The organism is Streptomyces sp. T39 (assembly GCF_008042045.1).
GTDB lineage: Bacteria > Actinomycetota > Actinomycetes > Streptomycetales > Streptomycetaceae > Streptomyces.
In genome coordinates this window covers 1,092,731-1,112,251 of record NZ_RDBP01000012.1, presented here as the reverse complement: position 1 = coordinate 1,112,251, position 19,521 = coordinate 1,092,731, and the positions used below count along the sequence as shown (strand labels likewise).

Here is a 19,521-nt window from a genome sequence, read left to right as displayed (position 1 = left end):
CGGTGGCCCCGCGGGCGGGGCGCGGGGCAGTCTGTGGCCATGATTCGCACCGCGACCCCCGCCGACGTGCCCGTGATCCACGAGATGGTCCGGGAGCTGGCCGATTACGAGAAGGCCCTGGACGAGGTCCGGGCGACCGAGGACGACCTGCGCGAGGCCCTGTTCGGTGAGCGCCCGGCGGCCTTCGCGCACATCGCGGAGACGGACGACGGGGAGGTCGCCGGGTTCGCCCTGTGGTTCCTCAACTTCTCGACGTGGCGAGGTGTCCACGGCATCTACCTGGAGGACCTGTACGTGCGCCCCGAGGTGCGGGGCGGCGGCCACGGGCGGGCGCTGCTGACGGAGCTGGCGCGGATCTGTGTGGCGCGCGGTTACGAGCGCCTGGAGTGGTCGGTGCTGGACTGGAACGCCCCGTCCATCGCGTTCTACGAGTCCCTCGGTGCGAAGCCGCAGGACGAGTGGACGGTGTACCGGCTGACGGACGGGGCGCTCGCGTCGCTGGGGGCCCGGGAGCGGGCGGAGTAGGCGGGGGGGCGGACCAGGGCGCGGGCCGGGTGGTCGCGCGCCGGTTCAGGACGTCGCGGGACCCGGGACGAGGACGACCTTGCCCACCGTGCCGCGCGTCTGGAGCGCGCGGTGCGCGTCGGCGGCGCGCTCCAGCGGGAAGCGGGTGACCGCCGGGCGCAGCCGGCCCGACGCGGCCTCCGCCAGGGCGCGGGTCTCCAGGGCGCGCAGGCCGCCCGCGCGCTCCAGCATCGCGGGGCCGAGCACGCCCTCGGAGATGATGCCGCGTGCGGCGAGTTCCTCGTCGGTGAAGACCGGCGGGGCCTCCTCGAAGCCCTGGCTGGACCAGCCGAAGACGACGATCCGTCCGCCCTTGCCGAGCAGCTCGCCGGCGGTGCGGGCGATCTCGCCGCCGACGGAGTCGTACAGGACGGTGGCCCCGCGGCCCCCGAGGTGGGTCCGGACCTGTGCGGCCCAGTCGTCGCGGGTGTAGTCGACGGCCAGGTCGGCGCCGCCGGCGCGGACCCTGGCGACCTTCTCCGGGCCGCCCGCGAGGCCGATGACCTCGGCGCCCGCGTTCCTGGCGTACTGCACGATCAGGGTGCCGATGCCGCCGGCCGCCGCGGGCACGATCACGGTGTCGGCGGGGCCGAGGTCGGTGAACTGGAGGATGCCGAGGGCGGTGCGGCCGGTGCCGATCATGGCGACGGCCTCGGCCGGGTCGAGGCCGTCGGGGATCTCGTGCAGCCGCTCGGCCCCGGTGACGGCGAGTTCGGCGTAGCCGCCGGGGTTCATGCCGATGTGGGCGACGACGGGCCGGCCGAGCCAGGCCGGGTCGGTGCCCTCGCCGAGGGCGTCGACGGTGCCGGCGACCTCCCGGCCCGGGATCGTGGGCAGCTCGACGCGGGTCGGGTAGGGGCCCGGGAGGCCCTCGCGCAGTGCGGCGTCGAGCAGGTGGACACCGGCCGCGGCGACGGAGATCCGCACCTGGCCGGGTCCGGGTACGGGGTCCTCGACGGTCTCGTGGACGAGGTTCTCGGCGGGGCCGAAGGCGTGCAGGCGGACGGCGTGCATGGTGGGGGCTCCCTTGCGTGGTGGCGGGTACCCCCGGGTGGGGGCACCCGCCCACCCTTCTTCCTCAAGTGCGCTTGAGGTCAAGGGGGCGGCTGGGGCTGCCGTCGCGCAGGGCGAGGGAGACCGCCTCCAGGGCGCTGTTGAACGCCACCTCGGAGAGCAGTCCGGGGGCCGCGACCTGGTCGCCCGCGAGGTAGACGCCGTCGCCGCGGTCGATGGCGGGCCGGTCGCGCCAGGTGGTCCCGGGCGGGTCGACCGCTCCCGTACGGCCGGTCGCGAGGGACGCACGCCGCCATTCGGTGCGCTCGCGCCAGCCGGGGAACCCGAGGTCGAGAAGGGTTTCGGCGTGGGCCACGCCGTCGGCCTTCGAGCCGTCGGGGCCGACCGGCAGCTGGCACTGGAGCAGCGACCGGCCGGCGGGGGCGAGCGAGGGGTCCTGCGCGGTGAAACGCTCCACCCAGCCCGGGGCGTCGAGGTCGCTGACCACGAACGGGTCGCCCCGGCGCGTACGCAGGGCGAGGTCGACGAGGGCGGTGCGCCCGCTCGTCCAGCGCAGGCCCTCGTCCCGGAGCAGCACCCGGGCCGCGTCGAGGGAGGTCGCGACGACGACCGGGCCGTGGTCCTCGGGCAGTGCGTCGACCCGTGACGTGGTCTCGATCCGCACGCCCATGTCCCAGGCGCGGGCCGCCATGCGGTCGATCAGCGCGCCCCAGCCGCCGCGGGGGTAGTGCGCCTCGGGCGGCAGGGCGGTCGCGCGCCGGAGCCGTTCCTGGACGAACCGGGCGGACAGCGAGCCGGGGTCGTGGTGGAAGAGCGCGACACCCGAGTAATGCGCCGCCGCGCGTGCCGCGGCGGGTCCGGCGACCGTGGTGGCCCAGCTCAGGAAGTCCGCTTCGACGGGGGCCTCGGCGGCGGGCCTGCGGGCGATCCTGAGCATGCCGAGCGGCGGGGTCCTGCGCAGCGCCCCGTCGCGGCGGAAGCGGAACCGGGCGACGTCGAGGGGCGGCACGGACGCCATGGGGCCGAGCAGCCTCCGCTGCTTCAGCCAGGTCCAGTGCGGGCCGCCGCGGTAGAGGGCGTGCGGGCCCTCGTTGGTGCGGTAGGGGCCCTCCGCGGTGCGGGCCCGGCCGCCGAGGGTGTGGTGCGCCTCGTAGAGCGTCACCCGCGCCCCGGACTCCGCGGCGGTGATGGCCGCGGTGAGTCCGGCGAGGCCGCCGCCGACGACCGTGATCCTCTGCATGCTGATCTCCTCCGTGTCCGCACGTGCCGGGCTCCCGGTGCCCGGGCGGCCGGTGCCTCCCGGGCGGGCCCGTCGGTGCCCGTCGGTCCCGTGACGGGGGCCGGTCCTCCGTCATGGGCCGGTCCTCCGTCATGAGGGGGACGGATCGGGGGCCCGCGGATGTGACATCGGACGGCCGGGAGGGCGTTGTCAGTGGTGCACGTCACCATGGTGGGCATGGCGAACGCGCGGGGCAGGACGAAGCGGGCGGCGGTGGCGGCCGCCCGGATGGCGGAGGTGCGGCTGCCGCCGCTGACGGCCTTCGAGGGCGGCGGGCTGGAGCCGGACGGGGATTACGACGGGGTGGAGTTCGCCGGGCTGGATCTCGGCGGTCAGCAGGGGGCGGGCGCCCGGTTCATCGACTGCGCGCTGCGGGAGTGCGCGCTGGACGGCACGGGGCTGGCGGGTGCCCGGTTCGTCGACAGCGTGCTGGAGGGCGTCCGGGGCGTGGGGACGGACCTCGCGGGGGCGTCGCTGCGCGATGTGGAGGTGCGGGACGCGCGGCTGGGCGGGGCGCAGCTGCACGGAGCGGTGCTCACGGGGGTGGTGCTGAAGGGAGGGAAGATCGACTATCTGAATCTGCGGGAGGCGCGGCTGACGGATGTGGTGTTCGACGGGTGTGTGCTGGCGGAGGCGGACTTCGCGGGGGCGCAGCTGGAGCGGGTGGCGTTCCGGGACTGTGTGCTGCGGCGGGTGGACTTCGGCGCGGTGCGGATGAAGGACGTGGATCTGCGGGCCGTCGCCGAGCTGGACGTCGCACGTGGCGTGGAGCGGCTGGCCGGCGCGGTGATCAGTCCGGGGCAGCTGCTGGATCTGGCCCCGGCGTTCGCGGCGCAGATCGGGGTCCGGGTGGAGGACGCGGCGTCCTGAGCAGGTGACGCGCAGGCAGGTCCGGTGAGCGGGTCCGCCGGGCGCTGCCGGGGTCCGTCGGGGGGTGCCGGAGGTCGGGGGCGGCGGTCCGCCGGTCAGGCGATGCGGGGGAAGCGTGCCTGGAGGTCCCAGACGGCGGGGTTGTCGGCGAGGCCCTCGTGCATGTCGGTGAGGTCGGCGATCAGGTCGTGGAGGAAGTCCCGTGCCTCCCGGCGCAGCACCGTGTGGCCGAACGTCAGGGGAGGTTCGTCGCCCGGCATCCAGTCGGCCTCGACGTCGACCCAGCCGAAGCGCCGCTCGAAGAGCATGAGGTCGGTGGACTCGGTGAAGTCGATCTCGGCGTACTGCGGTTTCGCGGCACGGCTGCCGAGGGGGTCGCGGTCCAGCTGCTCCACGATGTCGCACAGGGCCCAGGCGAAGTCGAGCACGGGCACCCATCCCCAGGCTGTGGACACCTCGCGGTCCGCCTTGGTGTCCGCCAGGTAGACGTCCCCGCAGAACAGGTCGTGCCGCAGCGCGTGGACGTCCGCGCGCCGGTAGTCGGTCTGCGGGGGGTCGGGGAAGCGGCGTGAGAGGGAGTAGCCGATGTCGAGCACGGGACCGATGGTGTCATGCCGGGAGTGCCTGCCCGTCGCCCGTCCCGGGGCGGGTGGCTGGACGACCGGTCGGGCCGCGGGAGCCACCGGCTTCGCGAGGCGGCGGAGTACGGCCGGGCGGTGGGACGGCCGGGCCCGCAGGGCTCAGGGGAGGAGGCGCTGTTCCTTGGCCACCGCCACCGCTCCCGCGCGGGTGTCGACGCCGAGCTTGGCGTAGATGCGGCCCAGGTGGGTCTTCACCGTCGCCTCGCTGATGAACAGCGCGCGGGCGATCTCCCGGTTGCCGAGGCCCTGGGCGAGCTGGCTGAGGATGTCGCGCTCCCGCTCGGTGAGGGTCGGCCCGGCGGCGCCGCGCATCCGGTCCATGACCCGGCCCGCGACCGGTGCCGACAGGGCGGTCCGGCCCTCGGCGGCGGCGCGGATCGCGGCGAAGAGCTCGTCGGGGCGCTCCGCCTTCAGCAGATAGCCGGTCGCCCCCGCCTCGATGGCGCGGGTGATGTCCGCGTCGGTGTCGTACGTGGTGAGCACCAGCACATGCACCCGGGGCGAGGCGATCCGCCGGGTGGCCTCCACGCCGTCGATGCCGGAGCCCAGCTGAAGGTCCATCAGGACCACGTCGGGCACCAGCTTGGCGGCCATGGCCACGGCCTCCTCGCCGCTGCCCGCCTCGCCGACGACTTCGATGCCGTCGACGCTGCCCAGCAGCGCGAGCAGCCCGGCGCGCACCACGGCGTGGTCGTCGCAGAGCAGGATCCGTACGGTCATCACGTCTCCAGGGAGAGGGGGATCGCGGCGGACAGGACCGTGCCCTCGCCGGGCGCGGACTCGATGGTGAGGGTGCCGCCGAGCTGCTGCACCCGGGCCCGGATCGCCGGCAGGCCGTGACCGCGCACGCCGCCGGGCGCGGCTGCGGCCGGCTCGAAGCCCCGGCCGTCGTCGGCGACGTCGAGGACGACCTGGTCGTCGAGGTAGGTCAGGGTCACCGCCGCGGTGGTCGCGCCCGCGTGCTCGCGGACGTTGGCCAGCGCGCCCTGGGCGATGCGCAGCAGGGCCGACTGGACGCGCTCCGGGAGCGGGGCCGGGCTGCCGTCGACCCGGAAGCCGGCCGACTCGCGGAGCGCGACCGTGCGCAGCGCCTCTTCGAGACTGCCGCCCTCGGCCAGGTCGGCGGGGGCGAGGTCGTGCACGAACCGGCGGGCCTCGGCGAGGTTGTGCTCGGCGATCGACGCCGCCGTGCGGACATGGCGCCGGGCGGTGGCGGGGTCGCCCTCCCAGGTGCGGTCGGCCGCCTGGAGCAGCATCTGCTGGCTGGACAGTCCCTGCGCGAGGGTGTCGTGGATCTCCATGGCGAGCCGCTGGCGCTCCGCGAGGGTGCCCTCGCGGCGCTCGGTGGCGGCCAGTTCGCGCCGGGTCCTGATGAGGTCGTCGATCAGGGCGCGCTGGCGTGCGGCGAGCCGCTCGGCATGGACGAAGACGGCGGTGGCGACGGCGGCGACGGCGGGCGGCGCGATGACCAGGTTGGGGTCGAAGCCGCCGTGCGCGAGCCGCAGCTGGGCGGCGACGACGAACAGCGTCAGCAGTGCGACCAGCACGACCGCGGCGCGGGGCGGCAGGGTGCGCATGCCGGTGTAGAACAGCGGCACCGCGCACCAGGCGAAGCTGGGAGCGAGGACGACGAGGACCATCCACACGGCCACCACGCCGGCCAGCCAGACCGTCCGCCGCGTGGTCGCGCGGCGGGCCCGCTGGGCGAACGCGGGTCCCAGTACGTACAGCACCGCGAGCGCCGCCGACAGCCCGATGATCCAGGGCGACCGGGGCTCCCAGGGGTGCCGCAGGAGATAGCGGCTGAGGGAGGCGCCGAGCAGCAGGAAGAACGCCATGTGCATGACGCGGGCCAGCCAGTGGGCGTCGGGGTCCCGCTCGTGTTCCACCGTGCTCCGCCTCCTTCCTCGTCACGTCGTGCCGTTGCGGCCCGGGTGGCGTCGCGGGGCGCCGGCCACCGGGCGGCCGTCCCGCCGTGACCAGCCACGACGCATCCATCCTGACCCGGCGGGACCACCACGGCATCAACCGATCGGCTGACACGCCCGTCGGCCGTCCCGCACGGCGGAGGCAGCCGCTCCGGCGACCGCGAGCCCCCGTGCCGGGCCGGAGGATCGATGTCAGAGCGCAACGCCCTCCCGGCAGCGAGCAGCGAACAGCGAGCAGCGGCCGGGGGACGGCCCGCGGAGACCCCGTGAGCCCGTGGAACCGCAGGACCCGGAAACCGCAGGATCCCCGAGATCCGCAGGATCCCGAGATCCGCAGGGTCCGCCGCGACCTCCACGGTCGCGGCGGACCGCGGCGATCCGTGTGATCCCGCGGCGTCCGTCCGGCGGCGCGCTCGACCGCGATCCCCACCGGTCCGTCCGGATCCCCCGACGACCACCCCGGTTCCAAGGAGTGAACATCATGAAGAAGATCCTGATCGGCAGTGCAGCAGCCGTCGCCGTCGCCGCCGGCGCGTTCGGCGCCGTGTCCGCCAACGCCGCCGCCCCGGCCGCGGAGACCCGTGCGGCCGTCACCGCGGACGTCTCGAACCGCAACCTCCAGCAGACCACGCACCTGACGGTCGAGGCCGCCACCAAGGCCGCGCAGGCCACGCTGAAGGCCGCCGAGAAGGAGAACCAGCGGATCACCGTCTCCGTGGTCGACCGCAACGGCAACACCATCGTGACGCTGCGCGGCGACGGGGCCGGCCCGCAGTCCTTCGAGTCGGCCGAGCGCAAGGCGTACACCGCGGTCTCCTGGAACGCGCCGACGTCCGAGCTGGTGAAGCGTCTCGAGAACGCCCCCAATCTGAAGGACATCCCCGGCACCCTCTTCCTCGGTGGCGGTGCCCCGGTGCAGGTCAAGGGCGCGCCGATCGCCGGCATCGGCGTCGCGGGCGCTCCCAGCGGCGACCTGGACGAGAAGTTCGCCCAGGCGGGTGTGGCGGCCCTCAACCGCTAGGAGCTCTTCGCCGGGATCAGGGCACGCGAGCCCGCCGGGAGCCGGACGAGCGGCCTCGGCCCGACGGCCGGCTCACCGCGCCCGACGGCGCGGCAACGCCCGCGACGGGCCCGGAGGCACCCTGCCTCCGGGCCCGTTCCCGTTGCGGCCCCCGCGGGCCCGGCCGTCTGCCGCGCCGTCGGGCGCGGTGAGCCGGCCGTCGGGCCGAGGCCGCTCGTCCGGCTCCCGGCGGGCTCGCGYGCCCTGATCCCGGCGAAGAGCTCCTAGCGGTTGAGGGCCGCCACACCCGCCTGGGCGAACTTCTCGTCCAGGTCGCCGCTGGGAGCGCCCGCGACGCCGATGCCGGCGATCGGCGCGCCCTTGACCTGCACCGGGGCACCGCCACCGAGGAAGAGGGTGCCGGGGATGTCTTGAGGGCCGCCACACCCGCCTGGGCGAACTTCTCGTCCAGGTCGCCGCTGGGAGCGCCCGCGACGCCGATGCCGGCGATCGGCGCGCCCTTGACCTGCACCGGGGCACCGCCACCGAGGAAGAGGGTGCCGGGGATGTCCTTCGGAAGTACGGATCCCGCAGACCCGCCGCGCCCGGCCGGCGGGGTGCAGGGGCGGCCGGGCGCGGCGGGTCTGCGGGATCCGTACTTCCCGAAGCTCGGGAACGGCGGGTACGACGTCCGGCACTACGCCCTGACCCTGGACTACGACCCGGCGACCGGACGTCTCGCCGGCAGTGCCGAGGTCACCGCGCGGGCGACGCAGGATCTCAGCGCCTTCCATCTGGACCTGCACGGCATGACGGTGGGCTCGGTGACCGTCGACGGCCGGGCGGCCGCCGCGAACCGGGCCGGTGACGAACTGGTCGTCCGCCCGCGCCGCGACATCGCCGACGGCGCCGTCTTCCGCACCGTCGTGCGGTACGCGGGCGTCCCGCGGGCGGTCACCGACGCCGACGACTCGCGCGAGGGGTGGCTCCGGTCGCCCGGCGGGGCGCTCGCCGTCGGGCAGCCGTCCGGCTCCGCGGCCTGGTTCCCCGGCAACCACCACCCGTCGGACAAGGCCACGTTCGTCGTCACGGTCACCGTGCCCGAGGGCCGGCGGGCGGTCTCCAACGGGGTGCGGACCGGGGAACGCACGGCGGGCGGGCGCACGACCTCCGTCTGGCGGTCGGCGGAGCCGATGGCCGGCTATCTGGCGACCCTGGCGATCGGGGATCTGCGGGTGACGTCCTCGCGGTCGGCGTCCGGGCTGCCGGTCGTGACCGCGGCGGACCCGGCGGTCGCGGAGAGGGCGAGCGGACTGCTGCGCCGGGTACCGGAGTTCCTGGCGTGGTGCACGGAGCGCTTCGGCCCGTACCCGTTCTCCTCGGCGGGGGCGGTCGTGGTGCCGGACGACCGGCTCGGCTACGCGCTGGAGACGCAGTCCCGGCCGGTCTTCCCGCTGGGGCAGTTCGACGAGACGACGCTCGTGCACGAGCTGGCGCACCAGTGGTTCGGCAACTCGGTGTCACCGGAGTCCTGGCAGGACGTCTGGCTGAACGAGGGCTTCGCGACGTATGCGGAGTGGCTGTGGCGCGAGGACGCCGAGGACGTGCCCGTCGGCAGGAGCTTCCGGGCGGCGTACGAGGACGACGCGAACTGGGCCTTCCCGCCCGCCGAGCCGCCGGGCCCGGCCGACCTGTTCGGGCCACCGGTGTACGCGCGGGGGGCGATGGTCCTGCACCGGCTGCGGGCGGCCGTGGGCGACGAGAGCTTCTTCCGGATCGTGCGCGGATGGGCGGCGGAGCACCGCCACGGCAACGCGTCCACCGCCGACTTCACGGCGTACGCGGAGGAGGAGTCGGGCCGGGACCTGGGCGAGGTGTGGGAGGCCTGGCTGTACGGCGAGGCCCGCCCGCCCACCGCCTGACGCACCCCGGGGGTGGCCTGCAAGGCACGTCGCAGGACCCGGACCGCGGGTGGCCTGCACTGCACGTCGCAGGACCCGGACCGCGGGTGGCCTGCACTGCACGTCGCAGGACCCGGACCGCGGGCGGCCCGTCCGGCACGGCGCAGGACCCGGACCGCGGGCGGCCCGTCCGGCACGGCGCAGGACCCGGCCTCCCGGGCGGACAAGCTCACCCGGCGCGCACGGCGAAGGACCCGGCCTCCCGGGCGGGCAAGCTCACCCGGCGCGCACGGCGAAGGCCCCGGCGCCGGAGGCGGCCGGGGCCCTGCGCGGTCGTCACGCGTCGTGCGCGGCGGCGGTGCGGACGGCTCAGATGCTGACGCCGAAGTCGCGGGCGATGCCCTCCAGGCCGGCGGCGTAACCCTGGCCGACCGCGCGGAACTTCCACTCCGCGCCGTTGCGGTAGAGCTCGCCGAAGACCATGGCGGTCTCCACGGCGGCGTCCTCGCTCAGGTCGTAGCGGGCGATCTCCGCGCCGCCGGCCTGGTTGACGATGCGGATGTACGCGTTGCGCACCTGGCCGAAGTTCTGGGAGCGGGCGACGGCGTCGTAGATCGAGACCGGGAAGACGATCTTGTCCACGTCGGCGGGGAGGCCCGCGAGGTTGACGTTGATCTGCTCGTCGTCGCCGCCGCCCTCGCCGGTGCGGTTGTCACCGGTGTGGACGATGGTCTGGTCCGGCGTCGCCTTGTTGTTGAAGAAGACGAAGTGCGCGTCGGAGGCGACCTTGCCCGCGGCGTTGACCCCGATCGCGGAGGCGTCCAGGTCGAAGTCGGTGCCGGTGGTGGTGCGGACGTCCCAGCCGAGGCCGACGGTGACCGCGGTCAGGCCGGGCGCCTCCTTGGTGAGCGAGACGTTTCCGCCCTTGGACAGGCTTACTGCCATTGGGAAGTCCCCTTCGGTTCGTGAGTGCGGGCTTCGAGCTGTCTGCGAAGTTACCGTCATCCGTCATAACGCGGGCAGGGCTCCGGCAGGTTCCGCGAACCGGCGGAAAAGCGGATGACGGGCCCGCCGCGGGCGCGGGACCATGGGTGTCATGTCCGGGCCCTACATCATCCGCGGTTCCGTCTCCCTGCCGGAGGCCGAGCTCCAGTGGCGTTTCTCGCGGTCCTCGGGGCCGGGTGGCCAGCACGTCAACACGAGCGACTCGCAGGTGGAGCTGCGCTTCGACCTGGCGGCGACCGACGCCCTGCCGCCGGTGTGGAAGGAGCGCGCCCTGGAACGGCTCGCGGGCCGGCTGGTGGGCGGAGTGATCGCCGTGCGCGCCTCGGAGCACCGCTCCCAGTGGCGCAACCGCGAGACCGCGGCCGTGCGTCTGGCGTCCCTCCTCGCCGAGGCGACGGCGCCCCCGCCGCGGCCGCGCCGTGCGACGCGGATCCCCCGCGGCATCAACGAGCGGCGGCTGCGCGAGAAGAAGCAGCGCGCGGAGACGAAGCGCGGACGCTCGGGCCGCGACTGGTCCTGAACGGGCGGCCGGGCGGGGCCGAAGCCTCATCCCAGGTGGCGGTAGCGCCCCTTGAAGTACGTCAGCGGGCCGTCGTCGCCGCCGGCCGACGCGGTCAGCACCCGGCCCACGACGAGCGTGTGGTCGCCCGCCTCGACGCGCTGTTCGGTGCGGCACTCCAGCGTCGCGAGAGCGCCCCCGACGAGCGGCGCGCCGCACACCTCGCCGCGTTCGTACGCCAGGTCCTCGAAGAGCAGGCGGTCGCTGACGCGCCCCTTCATCGCGAACCGTCCGGCGATCTGGCGCTGGTTCTCGGCCAGGACGGACACCCCCCACAGCGGCTGCTCCGCCAGCAGGTCGTCCATCCGGGACCCGGTGCGCAGGCTCACCAGGACCAGGGGCGGGTCGAGGGAGACCGACATGAACGCCGTCGCCGTCATGCCCACGTCCTCGCCGCGCGGACCGTAGTCGGCGTCGCGGGCGGTGATCAGCACCACTCCGGCTGCCAGTCTCGCCATCGCGGCGCGGAACTCGTCGTTGCTCACCCCCTCAGCATGGGGGACGGCGGGGGCGGTGCTGGTGGCGATCGTCGTAGGGAACACACCCGGCACGCTAGCCGGGCCGCCCAGCGGAGCGCATCGGGCCCTGGGACCAGCCGAGTCCTAGGACTTCCGGCCATCGGGGATGTACATTTCCGGCACGGTTGCCGCGGATTCACCCGTACGTTCCCGAAGTGCCGCCTGTCGTTCACCGGGTCGTCTCCCCGGCGGGAGCGGGCCGGGCCCGGGGGGACGCCCCGGGAACACCCGTGGGAAGTCCCTGACATGGTTGTGTGTTCAAGAAAACGACGGCGGAAGGCCGTCATGGGCATCTGATCCTTCATCACCTGTTGTGACTTGAGTCACAGAGGCGACTATTTGTTGACCCTGTGTACCGAGGGGACAGCTCACTGTGATTCAGTGGCCGGAACACCCGCTACGAGAAAGCCGATCAGAATCCTGGAGTTTGCTGTCGAGGTCTCGGGGAGAGCGAGCGATGGAGACCGAGTCGGAGCCCTACGTCCGTCTTGCGACCCTGCGGCAGCTGCACCAGGTGGTCGCGGAGCTGAACACCGCTCGCAGCCTGGCGGACACCCTGCAGACCGTCGCCGACGGCATCGTGACCGGACTCGGCTACGAACTCGCGTGTGTGAACCTCGTACGTCCCGACGGTGACCTGGTCGTCGCCGCGTTCGCCGGGAGCGCCGCCGCCGAGGCCCTGATCACCGGACGGGTCGGCTCCCGCGCCTCCTGGGACCGCCGGCTGGGCATGGGCGAGGGCTGGGGCGACCTGCGCTTCATACCGCACACCGAGGGCTGGGTCCTGATCGAGGACGACGTCCCGCAGTGGCACACCGACGGCCCCGAGCCGCGCTTCGAGGACGAATGGCACCCCCACGACCGCCTCTACGCACCGATGTACGCCTCGGGCGGCGGACGCGAGCTGCTCGGCGTCATCTCCGTGGACCGCCCGCGCAACGGCCGCCGGCCCGGCCCCTGGGGCCAGGAAGCCCTCCAGATGTACGCCTCGCAGGCGGGCATAGCCATCAGCAACGCCCGGCTGCGCGCCAACATGCAGCGCGCCCTGGTGCGGCTGGAGCGCGAGCAGCAGGCGCTGCGCGCCAGCGAGGAATCCTTCCGGCAGGCCTTCGAGTACGCGCCCAGCGGCATGGCCATCGCCGAGATGGGCGGTGACCAGCACGGACGGCTGCTGCGCACCAACGACGCTCTCTGCCGGCTGCTGGGCCGGCCCGCCTCGGCGATGCGGCGCTACTCCTTCGCCGACCTCGTCCACCCCGACGACGTCGGCACCCTGCTGCGGACCTCGGCGGAGGGCGGTCGCGCGGAGATCAGGCTCGGCCGCAGGGACGGCACCTACGTCTGGGTCTCCCTGCGGAACTCCGTCGTCGCGGACACCGCCGACGGCCCCCGCTTCCTCCTCACCCACGTCGAGGACATCGAGGACCGCAAGCGCCACGAGCTCCAGCTCGCCCACCGCGCCTCGCACGACGCGCTCACCGGACTCCCCAACAGCGCCGAGCTCCGGGCACGGCTGAGCTCCCGGCTCTGTGAGCGGCCGCACGCCCCGTACGCCTCGGACGTCGAGTCGCTCGACGCCGCCTACGACGGCGACGGGTACTCCGGCGACGGCTTCGGGTTCGACGCCCTCGGGGGCCGCCCGTACGACCACCACGTCCACCTGGTGGCGCCGGACGGTGACATCGACGACGGGACCAAGGGTCTCGCGGTGCTCTTCTGCGACCTGGACGGTTTCAAGTCGATCAACGACCGCTTCGGGCACCAGACCGGTGACGCGGTGCTCGTCGAGGTCGCGCGCCGGCTCACCACCGGCGTGCGGGACGGGGACACGGTGGCCCGGCTCGGCGGTGACGAGTTCGTGGTCCTCGCCGACGGCCTGGGCGCGGCGGACGCCGCCGACCTGGCCGTACGGCTGCGGAACGCGATCATCGTCCCGATCCGGGTCGGCGGCCGGGGGGTCCGCGTCGGTGCGAGCTTCGGCATCGGCTGGGCGGAGTGCGGGATGTCCGTGGAGGAGGTCCTCCAGTCGGCCGACCAGCGGATGTACGTGGAGAAGCGGTCCCGGTCCAAGCTCCACCGCCGGGCCGGATGAGGCGCAGGACACCCGATGGGGTGAGTGGAACCGGGTAGGCTCGCCTGGCGTCAGCATTGTGCTGACGAGATGGTGAGGAGTGACTGGATGACGGCCGCGAACAACGGCGCAGGCACGCCCGAGAACGACGACCCGTTCGGCTACCTGTACGAGGACGGTCAGGCAGCGGGTGCCACCCCGCCCGGCCAGGGGCGCGGTTACGGCTACCCCGGTCCGGCCGCGCAGCCCGGTGTGCCACGCACCTCGTACAACCAGGTCCGCACGGTCGGCGAGCGCCGTCAGTACACCCAGCCGCAGGTCCCTCCGCAGCAGGGCCACGGGCAGCAGGGCGGCTACGGCCGGCAGCAGGGCTACGGTCAGCCGACCGCCGCCTACGCCGCGCCGGAGACCTACCCGGGCGGCGCCCAGACGCGTCAGACGCCGGTCCCCCCGCAGGGCGGTCACGGCCGCGGCGGCGGCCCGAACACCCGGGGTCTGCTCATCGGTGCCATCGCGGTCGTCGCGGTGGTGGTGATCGGCATCGGAGCCGCTCTGATGACGAGCGGTGACGAGAAGGACAAGGCGGGTGGCGAGCCCGGCAACGGCGGATCCCCCACGGCGGCGGAGTCCGTGAAGCCGAGCGAGCAGCCGTCGAAGGAGCCCGAGGGCCCGGCCGAACTGCCCAAGCAGGATGCCGCCACCCTCACGCTCGGCGGCCCGGCCACCGCGGCGAACACCGTCCCCGGCGCCAAGGGCACCGGCGGCGGCTATGTGATGTTCAACGGCGAGGGCGGCTCCGCGAGCTGGTCCGTGACCGTGCCGGAGGCCGGCGCGTACACGATGTACCTCACCTACAGCGTGCCCGGCAAGGACGCGAAGACCTCGCTCACGATCAACGGGCAGACGCCCCGCGAGCTGAACATGGCGAACTTCGCGAAGGCCGGTGAGGGCGACTGGGAGAAGGGCTGGACCAACACCTACGCCTACGTCAACCTCAACAAGGGCAAGAACGACCTCAAGATCTCCTGCGAGGCGGGCAACCAGTGCGACGCCTACCTCGACCAGGTCTGGCTGGAGGCCGGTCAGAAGGGCTGACGCCCCTGACGGCGGCGCCCGCACGGCGCCCCTTCCGGCCCCGCGGTCCCAGGGAGCCCCTCGCGCAGGCGGGGGGCTCCTCGCGTGCGGGGGGCGAGGCGGGCCGGAGCGGGCGCCCCGAAGGGCCCCGCGGTGGTGCCGGCCGGGTGGCGCATCGTTCCGTCGCCGTGACGCGTCGGCCCGCGGCGGATCGTTCCGTCATCGTGCCGATCCGCCACCCGGTGGGGCGTCGCCGTGACGCGTCAGCCCGTGGCGGATCGTTCCGTCACCGTGACGCGTCCCAGCAGGTCCTCGTACGCCGCCGGGTCGTACTCGCCCGCCGCGGGGGCGAGGACCGTCGCCGCCGACAGGGCGACCGCCCGGGCCAGGCGCTCCGGCCAGGGCAGGCCCTCCACCAGGCCGGAGAGCAGTCCGGCGACCGCGGAGTCGCCCGCGCCGGTCGGATTGCCCGTCACCGGGGCGGGGGGCGCGGCCTGCCAGAGGCCCTCGGGGGTGGCGGCGAGCAGCCCCTCGGCGCCCAGCGAGCCCACCACCGCGTGGGCGCCGCGGCGGCGGGCGTCCTGCACGGCACGCCGCGGTTCACGGGCGCCGGTGAGATGGGCGAGCTCGTCCGCGTTCGGCTTGATCAGGTCCGGCCGGGCGGCGACGCCCCGGCGGAGCGGCTCCCCGCTGGTGTCCAGGAGGACCGGGACGCCCGCGGCGCGGGCGCGGCGGACGAGGTCGGCGTAGGCGCCGACGTGGATGCCCGGCGGGAGGCTGCCGCAGAGCGCGACCGCGTCCGCGTCCTTCAGCAGGCCGTCGTACGCGCCGAGGAACGCGGACCACTCGCCGGCGGTGACGGTCGGGCCGGGCTCGTTGAGCTGGGTGGTGTCGCCCGTGGTGCCGTCGACCACCGCGACGGTGCGCCGGGTCGTGCCGGAGACGGGCACCAGCGCGTCGCGCACCGGCAGCGGGGCGAGCATGTCGTGGAGTCCGGCGCCGGTGCGGCCGCCGGCGAAGCCGGTGACGACGGCGTCGTGGCCCAGGGCGGCGAGGACCCGCGCGACGTTGAGGCCCTTGCCGCCGGGGCGCTCACGGACCTCGGCCACCCGGTGGGTGGCGTGCGGGGTGAGGGCCGGGACCCGGTAGGTGATGTCCAGGGCGGCGTTGAGCGTGACCGTCAGGATCACCCGTACACCTCTTGAGAAAGCGCCTGCTGTGCTCGTACGGGTCCTGATCATGCCAAACGGAGGGCGGTCGGCCCAAGAGGCCGTCGTCCAGCCCCCTGAGCCGGCCGCCCCGGTGGCGTGACCTCAGCCGGCCTGCGGCTCGACCACCCAGGCGCCGTGGCGCATCACGCCCTTGAGCCGGAAGTCCTCGTCGAGGACGACGAGGTCGGCGTCCTTGCCCGGCTCCAGGGAGCCGATGCGGTCCCAGGCGCCGAGCAGCTTCGCCGGGTTGACGGAGATGGCCCGGACGACGTCCTCCACGGGGATCCGGTCGACGGTGACGGCGCGGCGGAACGCGGTGTCCAGGGTGAGCGTGGAGCCCGCGATCGAGTCGCCCTCGACCAGCCGGGCCACCCCGTCCTTGACCTCGACGGCCAGCGGGCCGAGCTGGTAGCGGCCGTCGCCGAAGCCCGCCGCGTCCATGGCGTCGGTGATGAACGCGACCCGTCCGGCGCCCGCGGCGTTGAAGGCGAGCTCCAGCGCGGCGGGGTGCAGGTGGACGCCGTCGTTGATCAGCTCGACGGTGACCCGCTCGTCCTCCAGCAGGGCGGCGATCGGGCCGGGGGCGCGGTGGCCGAGGCCGGGCATCGCGTTGAAGAGGTGGGTGGCGACGGTGGCGCCCGCGTCGATCGCCTCGGCGGTCTGCTCGTAGGTGGCGTCCGTGTGGCCGATGGCCGCGATCACGCCGTGCTCGGCCAGCAGCCGCACGGAGTCGATGCCGCCGGGCAGCTCGGTGGCGAGCGTCACCATCCGGGCGGTGCCGCGGGCGGCGTCGAGCAGTTTGCGGACCTCGGCCGGGTCCGGGTCGCGCAGCAGGGACTCGCTGTGCGCGCCCTTGCGGCACGGCGAGATGAACGGGCCCTCGAAGTGGATGCCGGCGAGGTCGCCCTGCTCGACGAGTTCGGAGAGGAATCCGGCGCGGTGGGCGAGGAAGTCCATCTCGCCGGTGACGGTGGAGGCGACGAGGGTGGTCGTGCCGTGCCGCCGGTGGGTGTCGACGCCCTGGAGCACCTCCTCGGCGGTGCCGGAGGTGAAGGAGGCGCCGCCGCCGCCGTGGTTGTGGATGTCGACGAAGCCGGGGACGAGCCAGTGACCGGACAGGTCGGTCACGGGGGCGTCGGCGCTCGCCGCGCCGGCGATCCGCGTGCCCTCGACGACGACCCGTCCGTTCTCGACGGTCCCGGTCGGAAGCACCACGCGGGCTCCGGCCAGAACGGTGGCTGTGGCGCGAGCGGCCATCAGTCGGATACCTCCGTGGCGAGTAGATCCCAGGCGAGCAGCCCTGCGCCCAGGCATCCGGCGGTGTCCCCGAGGGCCGCCGGGACGATCGCGGGCAGTTTCTGGAAGGTGACGCGTTCCTCGACCGCAGCCCGCAGCGGTGTGAACAAGGTTTCCCCCGCTTCGGCGAGCCCGCCACCGATGATCAGGGTCCGGGGGTCCAGCAGGGTGAGCGCGGTGACCAGCCCGTCCGCGAGGGCGTCGACCGCGTCCTGCCAGACGGCGACGGCCCGTGCGTCGCCCGACGCGACGGCCTTCGCGCAGTCGGCGGCGTCCGCCTGCGGGTCGCCGGAGGCGGCGGCCCAGGCGCGGGTGACGGCGGAGGCGGAGGCGAGGGTCTCCAGGCAGCCGCGCCGGCCGCAGCCGCAGTCGGGGCCGTCGGGGCGCACCACGATGTGGCCGATCTCGCCGGCGCTGCCGTGGGCTCCGGCCTCGATGGTGCCGTCGATCCCGATGGCGCCGGCGATGCCGGTGCCGAGCGGGACGAAGAGGAAGCGGTCGGTGCCCCGGCCGGCGCCGATGCGTCCCTCGGCGAGACCGCCGGTGCGGACGTCGTGGCCGAGGGCGACGGGGATCGCGCCGAGCCGGCCGCTGAGCAGTTCCCGCAGCGGCACGTCGCGCCAGCCGAGGTTCGCGGCGTAGACGGCGACGCCCGTCTCGGCGTCGACGATGCCCGGGACGGCCACGCCGGCGGCTTCCGCCGTCTGTCCGAAGTGCTCCAGGCCGTGGGCGCGGAGGTCCTCGGCAAAGCCGAGGATCGACTCCACGACGGCTTCGGGGCCGCGCTCCCGCCCGGTCGCCCGCCGTGCCTCGTGCAGCAGGGTCCCGTCCGCGCCGACGAGGGCGGCCTTCATACCGGTGCCGCCCACATCGAGGGCGATGACGTGTCTCACGGGGACAGTCTTGCCCCTGGACCGGGAATAGGTCTAGTCCACTTACCGAGATTGTTACCAGTGCATACAAACGGATGATCCGAGCGCCGGGGCGCACGTTGCCGAAGCGAGACCGGCAGTGGTGTAGACCTCATGGGTGGGCATGGGAGAATCTACGTTCGTTCCGCAGGGCGTCACGGGGGATGACTCGTACCGGACGGGGCACATCACGCAACCAATCTCAGAGGGTGGGGAGAGCTGTGAAGCGGCCCTTCATAGGTCTGACCGCGGCGGTCGCCGCACTTGGCATGACGGTCTCGCTGGCCGGCTGCGGCGGTGACAGCGGATCGGACGACGTCACCCTCCGGCTGGTCGCCGCCGACTACGACGTCGCGGGCGGCGAGAGCAGCAAGAAGTACTGGGCGGATCTCACCGCCGCCTTCGAGGCCGAGCACCCGGGCATCACCGTCGACGTCCGCATCGAGTCCTGGAACGACGTCGACCGCACGGTCGCCGAGATGGTCGAGGCGGGGGACGCCCCCGACATCGCGCAGATCGGCGCGTACGCCGACTACGCGGCGGACGACCTGCTCTACTCCGCGGACCAGCTGCTCTCCATTCCCGTCCAGTCCAACTTCCTCGTCCCGCTGACCGAGGCGGGCGAGCAGCAGCGCACCCAGTACGGGCTGCCGTTCGCCGCCTCCACACGGCTGCTCTTCTACAACAAGGAGCTGTTCGCCGAGGCGGGCATCGACGAGGCGCCGCAGACCTGGGCCGAACTCGCCGCGGACGCCCGCAGGCTGAAGGCCCGCACCGACGCGACCTACCCCTTCGCGCTGCCCCTCGGCCCGGAGGAGGCCCAGGCCGAGACGATGATGTGGCTGCTCAGCGGAGGCGCCGGCTACACCGACGCGGTCGACACCTACCAGATCGACTCCAAGGCCAACATCTCCACCTTCGAGTGGCTGCGGGACAACCTGGTCGAGCCGGGACTGACCGGCCCCGGCGCGCCCGCCGAACTCAACCGGAAGGACGCCTTCGCGGCGTTCACCCGGGGCGAGGTCGGCATGCTCAACGGCCACCCGTCCCTGATGCAGGCCGCGCGGAACAAGGGCGTCGAGGTCGGCGCCGTCGCCCTGCCGGGGCGGGACGGACAGGCGAAGTCGTCCATGGGCGTCGCCGACTGGATCATGGGATTCAAGGAGAACGGCCACCGCGAGGAGATCGGCGAGTTCCTCGACTACGTCTTCAGCGACGAGAACGTCCTCGCCTTCGCGGGCCAGAACGACCTGCTGCCGGTGACCGTGTCCGCCTCCGAGGCGATGGAGCAGGACCCGGAGCACCGGGATCTGAAGCCGTTCCTCGCGGAGCTTCCCGAGTCGGTGCTGCCGCCCGTCGGCAAGACGTCGTGGGCGGCGGTCAGCGAGAGCGTGAAGAAGACGGTCGGCAAGGCCGTCGCGCCGGGCGGCAGCCCGGCGGCGACCCTCGGGGCGATCCAGCGCGACGCGTCGGCGACGCCCATGGACGACTTCGCCTGTCCGTCCCGCCCCGGCAGGGCGACGGCGCCGACCTCGACGCCCTTGTTCCGCGCGGCCTGCATCAGGGACGGGTGGCCGTTGAGCATGCCGACCTCGCCCCGGGTGAACGCCGCGAAGGCGTCCTTCCGGTTGAGTTCGGCGGGCGCGCCGGGGCCGGTCAGTCCCGGCTCGACCAGGTTG

At 74.1% G+C, this 19,521-nt stretch carries 17 protein-coding genes and 3 pseudogenes; 8 read left to right on the top strand and 12 right to left on the bottom strand.

Features of this window, described 5'->3' with window-relative positions:
* Positions 1–39: 39 nt before the first annotated feature.
* Entirely contained in the window at positions 40–525 is a 486-nt protein-coding gene (locus EAO77_RS05865; protein ID WP_147987020.1) for a GNAT family N-acetyltransferase, read from the top strand.
* A gap of 45 nt (positions 526–570) precedes the next feature.
* On the opposite strand, the gene EAO77_RS05860 is transcribed toward EAO77_RS05865, so the two are convergent.
* Positions 571–1,578: a zinc-binding dehydrogenase gene (locus EAO77_RS05860; protein ID WP_147987019.1), complete on the bottom strand. Its 1,008-nt coding sequence runs from the start codon at positions 1,576–1,578 to the stop codon at positions 571–573.
* A 64-nt stretch (positions 1,579–1,642) separates the two neighbouring features.
* Positions 1,643–2,818 (bottom strand): NAD(P)-binding protein, encoded by a 1,176-nt coding sequence (locus EAO77_RS05855; protein WP_147987018.1) that lies wholly within the window; start codon positions 2,816–2,818, stop codon positions 1,643–1,645.
* 207 nt (positions 2,819–3,025) lie between these two features.
* Between EAO77_RS05855 and EAO77_RS05850 the strand changes: the two genes are divergently transcribed.
* Complete coding sequence (locus tag EAO77_RS05850) at positions 3,026–3,727, top strand: pentapeptide repeat-containing protein (RefSeq protein WP_187283247.1); 702 nt, start codon at positions 3,026–3,028, stop codon at positions 3,725–3,727.
* Positions 3,728–3,822: 95 nt separating this feature from the next.
* On the opposite strand, the gene EAO77_RS05845 is transcribed toward EAO77_RS05850, so the two are convergent.
* From EAO77_RS05845 to EAO77_RS05835, 3 genes are all read right to left on the bottom strand, one after another.
* Positions 3,823–4,323 (bottom strand): hypothetical protein, encoded by a 501-nt coding sequence (locus EAO77_RS05845; protein ID WP_147987017.1) that lies wholly within the window; start codon positions 4,321–4,323, stop codon positions 3,823–3,825.
* Between the two features lie 144 nt (positions 4,324–4,467).
* Entirely contained in the window at positions 4,468–5,088 is a 621-nt protein-coding gene (locus EAO77_RS05840) for a response regulator (protein WP_147987016.1), read from the bottom strand.
* Positions 5,088–6,212: a sensor histidine kinase gene (locus EAO77_RS05835; RefSeq protein WP_147988973.1), complete on the bottom strand. Its 1,125-nt coding sequence runs from the start codon at positions 6,210–6,212 to the stop codon at positions 5,088–5,090. The genes EAO77_RS05840 and EAO77_RS05835 overlap by 1 nt, the downstream gene beginning before the upstream one ends.
* 565 nt (positions 6,213–6,777) lie before the next feature.
* On the opposite strand from EAO77_RS05835, the gene EAO77_RS05830 reads away from it, so the two are divergent.
* Positions 6,778–7,317: a GlcG/HbpS family heme-binding protein gene (locus EAO77_RS05830; RefSeq protein WP_147987015.1), complete on the top strand. Its 540-nt coding sequence runs from the start codon at positions 6,778–6,780 to the stop codon at positions 7,315–7,317.
* 263 nt (positions 7,318–7,580) lie between these two features.
* On the opposite strand, the pseudogene EAO77_RS05825 reads toward EAO77_RS05830, so the two are convergent.
* Positions 7,581–7,730 (bottom strand): annotated as a pseudogene (locus EAO77_RS05825) (heme-binding protein); the annotation flags it as partial.
* Positions 7,730–7,870, bottom strand: a pseudogene (locus EAO77_RS41240) (heme-binding protein); the annotation flags it as partial. The pseudogenes EAO77_RS41240 and EAO77_RS05825, both read right to left, overlap by 1 nt.
* Here EAO77_RS41240 and EAO77_RS05815 point away from each other — a divergent pair.
* Positions 7,863–9,218, top strand: coding sequence for a M1 family metallopeptidase (locus EAO77_RS05815; protein ID WP_147987014.1), 1,356 nt, complete (start codon positions 7,863–7,865; stop codon positions 9,216–9,218). The pseudogene EAO77_RS41240 and the gene EAO77_RS05815 overlap by 8 nt on opposite strands.
* A gap of 348 nt (positions 9,219–9,566) precedes the next feature.
* Here the strand turns inward: EAO77_RS05815 and EAO77_RS05810 are convergent, their stop codons facing one another.
* Positions 9,567–10,142, bottom strand: coding sequence for a TerD family protein (locus EAO77_RS05810; protein ID WP_147987013.1), 576 nt, complete (start codon positions 10,140–10,142; stop codon positions 9,567–9,569).
* Between the two features lie 142 nt (positions 10,143–10,284).
* On the opposite strand from EAO77_RS05810, the gene arfB reads away from it, so the two are divergent.
* Positions 10,285–10,722 (top strand): alternative ribosome rescue aminoacyl-tRNA hydrolase ArfB, encoded by a 438-nt coding sequence (gene arfB, locus EAO77_RS05805; protein WP_147987012.1) that lies wholly within the window; start codon positions 10,285–10,287, stop codon positions 10,720–10,722.
* A gap of 26 nt (positions 10,723–10,748) precedes the next feature.
* Here arfB and EAO77_RS05800 read toward each other — a convergent pair whose 3' ends face one another.
* Positions 10,749–11,303: a flavin reductase family protein gene (locus tag EAO77_RS05800; RefSeq protein WP_187283127.1), complete on the bottom strand. Its 555-nt coding sequence runs from the start codon at positions 11,301–11,303 to the stop codon at positions 10,749–10,751.
* A 433-nt stretch (positions 11,304–11,736) separates the two neighbouring features.
* Between EAO77_RS05800 and cdgB the strand changes: the two genes are divergently transcribed.
* Together cdgB and EAO77_RS05790 are read left to right on the top strand one after the other, a co-directional pair.
* Positions 11,737–13,371: a diguanylate cyclase CdgB gene (gene cdgB / locus EAO77_RS05795; protein ID WP_147987011.1), complete on the top strand. Its 1,635-nt coding sequence runs from the start codon at positions 11,737–11,739 to the stop codon at positions 13,369–13,371.
* Positions 13,372–13,458: 87 nt separating this feature from the next.
* Complete coding sequence (locus EAO77_RS05790; protein ID WP_147987010.1) at positions 13,459–14,445, top strand: CBM35 domain-containing protein; 987 nt, start codon at positions 13,459–13,461, stop codon at positions 14,443–14,445.
* A gap of 242 nt (positions 14,446–14,687) precedes the next feature.
* Here the strand turns inward: EAO77_RS05790 and EAO77_RS05785 are convergent, their stop codons facing one another.
* From EAO77_RS05785 to EAO77_RS05775, 3 genes are all read right to left on the bottom strand, one after another.
* Entirely contained in the window at positions 14,688–15,614 is a 927-nt protein-coding gene (locus EAO77_RS05785; RefSeq protein WP_147987009.1) for a 1-phosphofructokinase family hexose kinase, read from the bottom strand.
* A 123-nt stretch (positions 15,615–15,737) separates the two neighbouring features.
* Entirely contained in the window at positions 15,738–16,892 is a 1,155-nt protein-coding gene (nagA, locus tag EAO77_RS05780) for an N-acetylglucosamine-6-phosphate deacetylase (protein ID WP_147987008.1), read from the bottom strand.
* A complete protein-coding gene (locus EAO77_RS05775; protein WP_147987007.1) occupies positions 16,892–17,824 on the bottom strand; it encodes an ROK family protein in 933 nt (310 codons plus the stop codon). Before EAO77_RS05775 ends, nagA begins: the two co-directional genes overlap by 1 nt.
* Positions 17,825–18,006: 182 nt before the next feature.
* Between EAO77_RS05775 and EAO77_RS05770 the strand changes: the two are divergent.
* Positions 18,007–19,314: pseudogene (locus EAO77_RS05770) on the top strand (extracellular solute-binding protein); the annotation flags it as partial.
* Positions 19,315–19,521: the final 207 nt, after the last annotated feature.

Excerpts from the sequence above, each read along its gene's own strand:
- EAO77_RS05865 (WP_147987020.1), top strand. The coding sequence starts at position 40 with ATGATTCGCACCGCGACCCCCGCCGACGTGCCCGTGATCCACGAGATG.
- EAO77_RS05860 (WP_147987019.1), bottom strand. The coding sequence starts at position 1,578 with ATGCACGCCGTCCGCCTGCACGCCTTCGGCCCCGCCGAGAACCTCGTC.
- EAO77_RS05855 (WP_147987018.1), bottom strand. The coding sequence starts at position 2,818 with ATGCAGAGGATCACGGTCGTCGGCGGCGGCCTCGCCGGACTCACCGCG.
- EAO77_RS05850 (WP_187283247.1), top strand. The coding sequence starts at position 3,026 with ATGGTGGGCATGGCGAACGCGCGGGGCAGGACGAAGCGGGCGGCGGTG.
- EAO77_RS05840 (WP_147987016.1), bottom strand. The coding sequence starts at position 5,088 with ATGACCGTACGGATCCTGCTCTGCGACGACCACGCCGTGGTGCGCGCC.
- EAO77_RS05835 (WP_147988973.1), bottom strand. The coding sequence starts at position 6,212 with ATGCACATGGCGTTCTTCCTGCTGCTCGGCGCCTCCCTCAGCCGCTAT.
- EAO77_RS05830 (WP_147987015.1), top strand. The coding sequence starts at position 6,778 with ATGAAGAAGATCCTGATCGGCAGTGCAGCAGCCGTCGCCGTCGCCGCC.
- EAO77_RS05815 (WP_147987014.1), top strand. The coding sequence starts at position 7,863 with ATGTCCTTCGGAAGTACGGATCCCGCAGACCCGCCGCGCCCGGCCGGC.
- EAO77_RS05810 (WP_147987013.1), bottom strand. The coding sequence starts at position 10,142 with ATGGCAGTAAGCCTGTCCAAGGGCGGAAACGTCTCGCTCACCAAGGAG.
- arfB (WP_147987012.1), top strand. The coding sequence starts at position 10,285 with ATGGGTGTCATGTCCGGGCCCTACATCATCCGCGGTTCCGTCTCCCTG.
- cdgB (WP_147987011.1), top strand. The coding sequence starts at position 11,737 with ATGGAGACCGAGTCGGAGCCCTACGTCCGTCTTGCGACCCTGCGGCAG.
- EAO77_RS05790 (WP_147987010.1), top strand. The coding sequence starts at position 13,459 with ATGACGGCCGCGAACAACGGCGCAGGCACGCCCGAGAACGACGACCCG.
- nagA (WP_147987008.1), bottom strand. The coding sequence starts at position 16,892 with ATGGCCGCTCGCGCCACAGCCACCGTTCTGGCCGGAGCCCGCGTGGTG.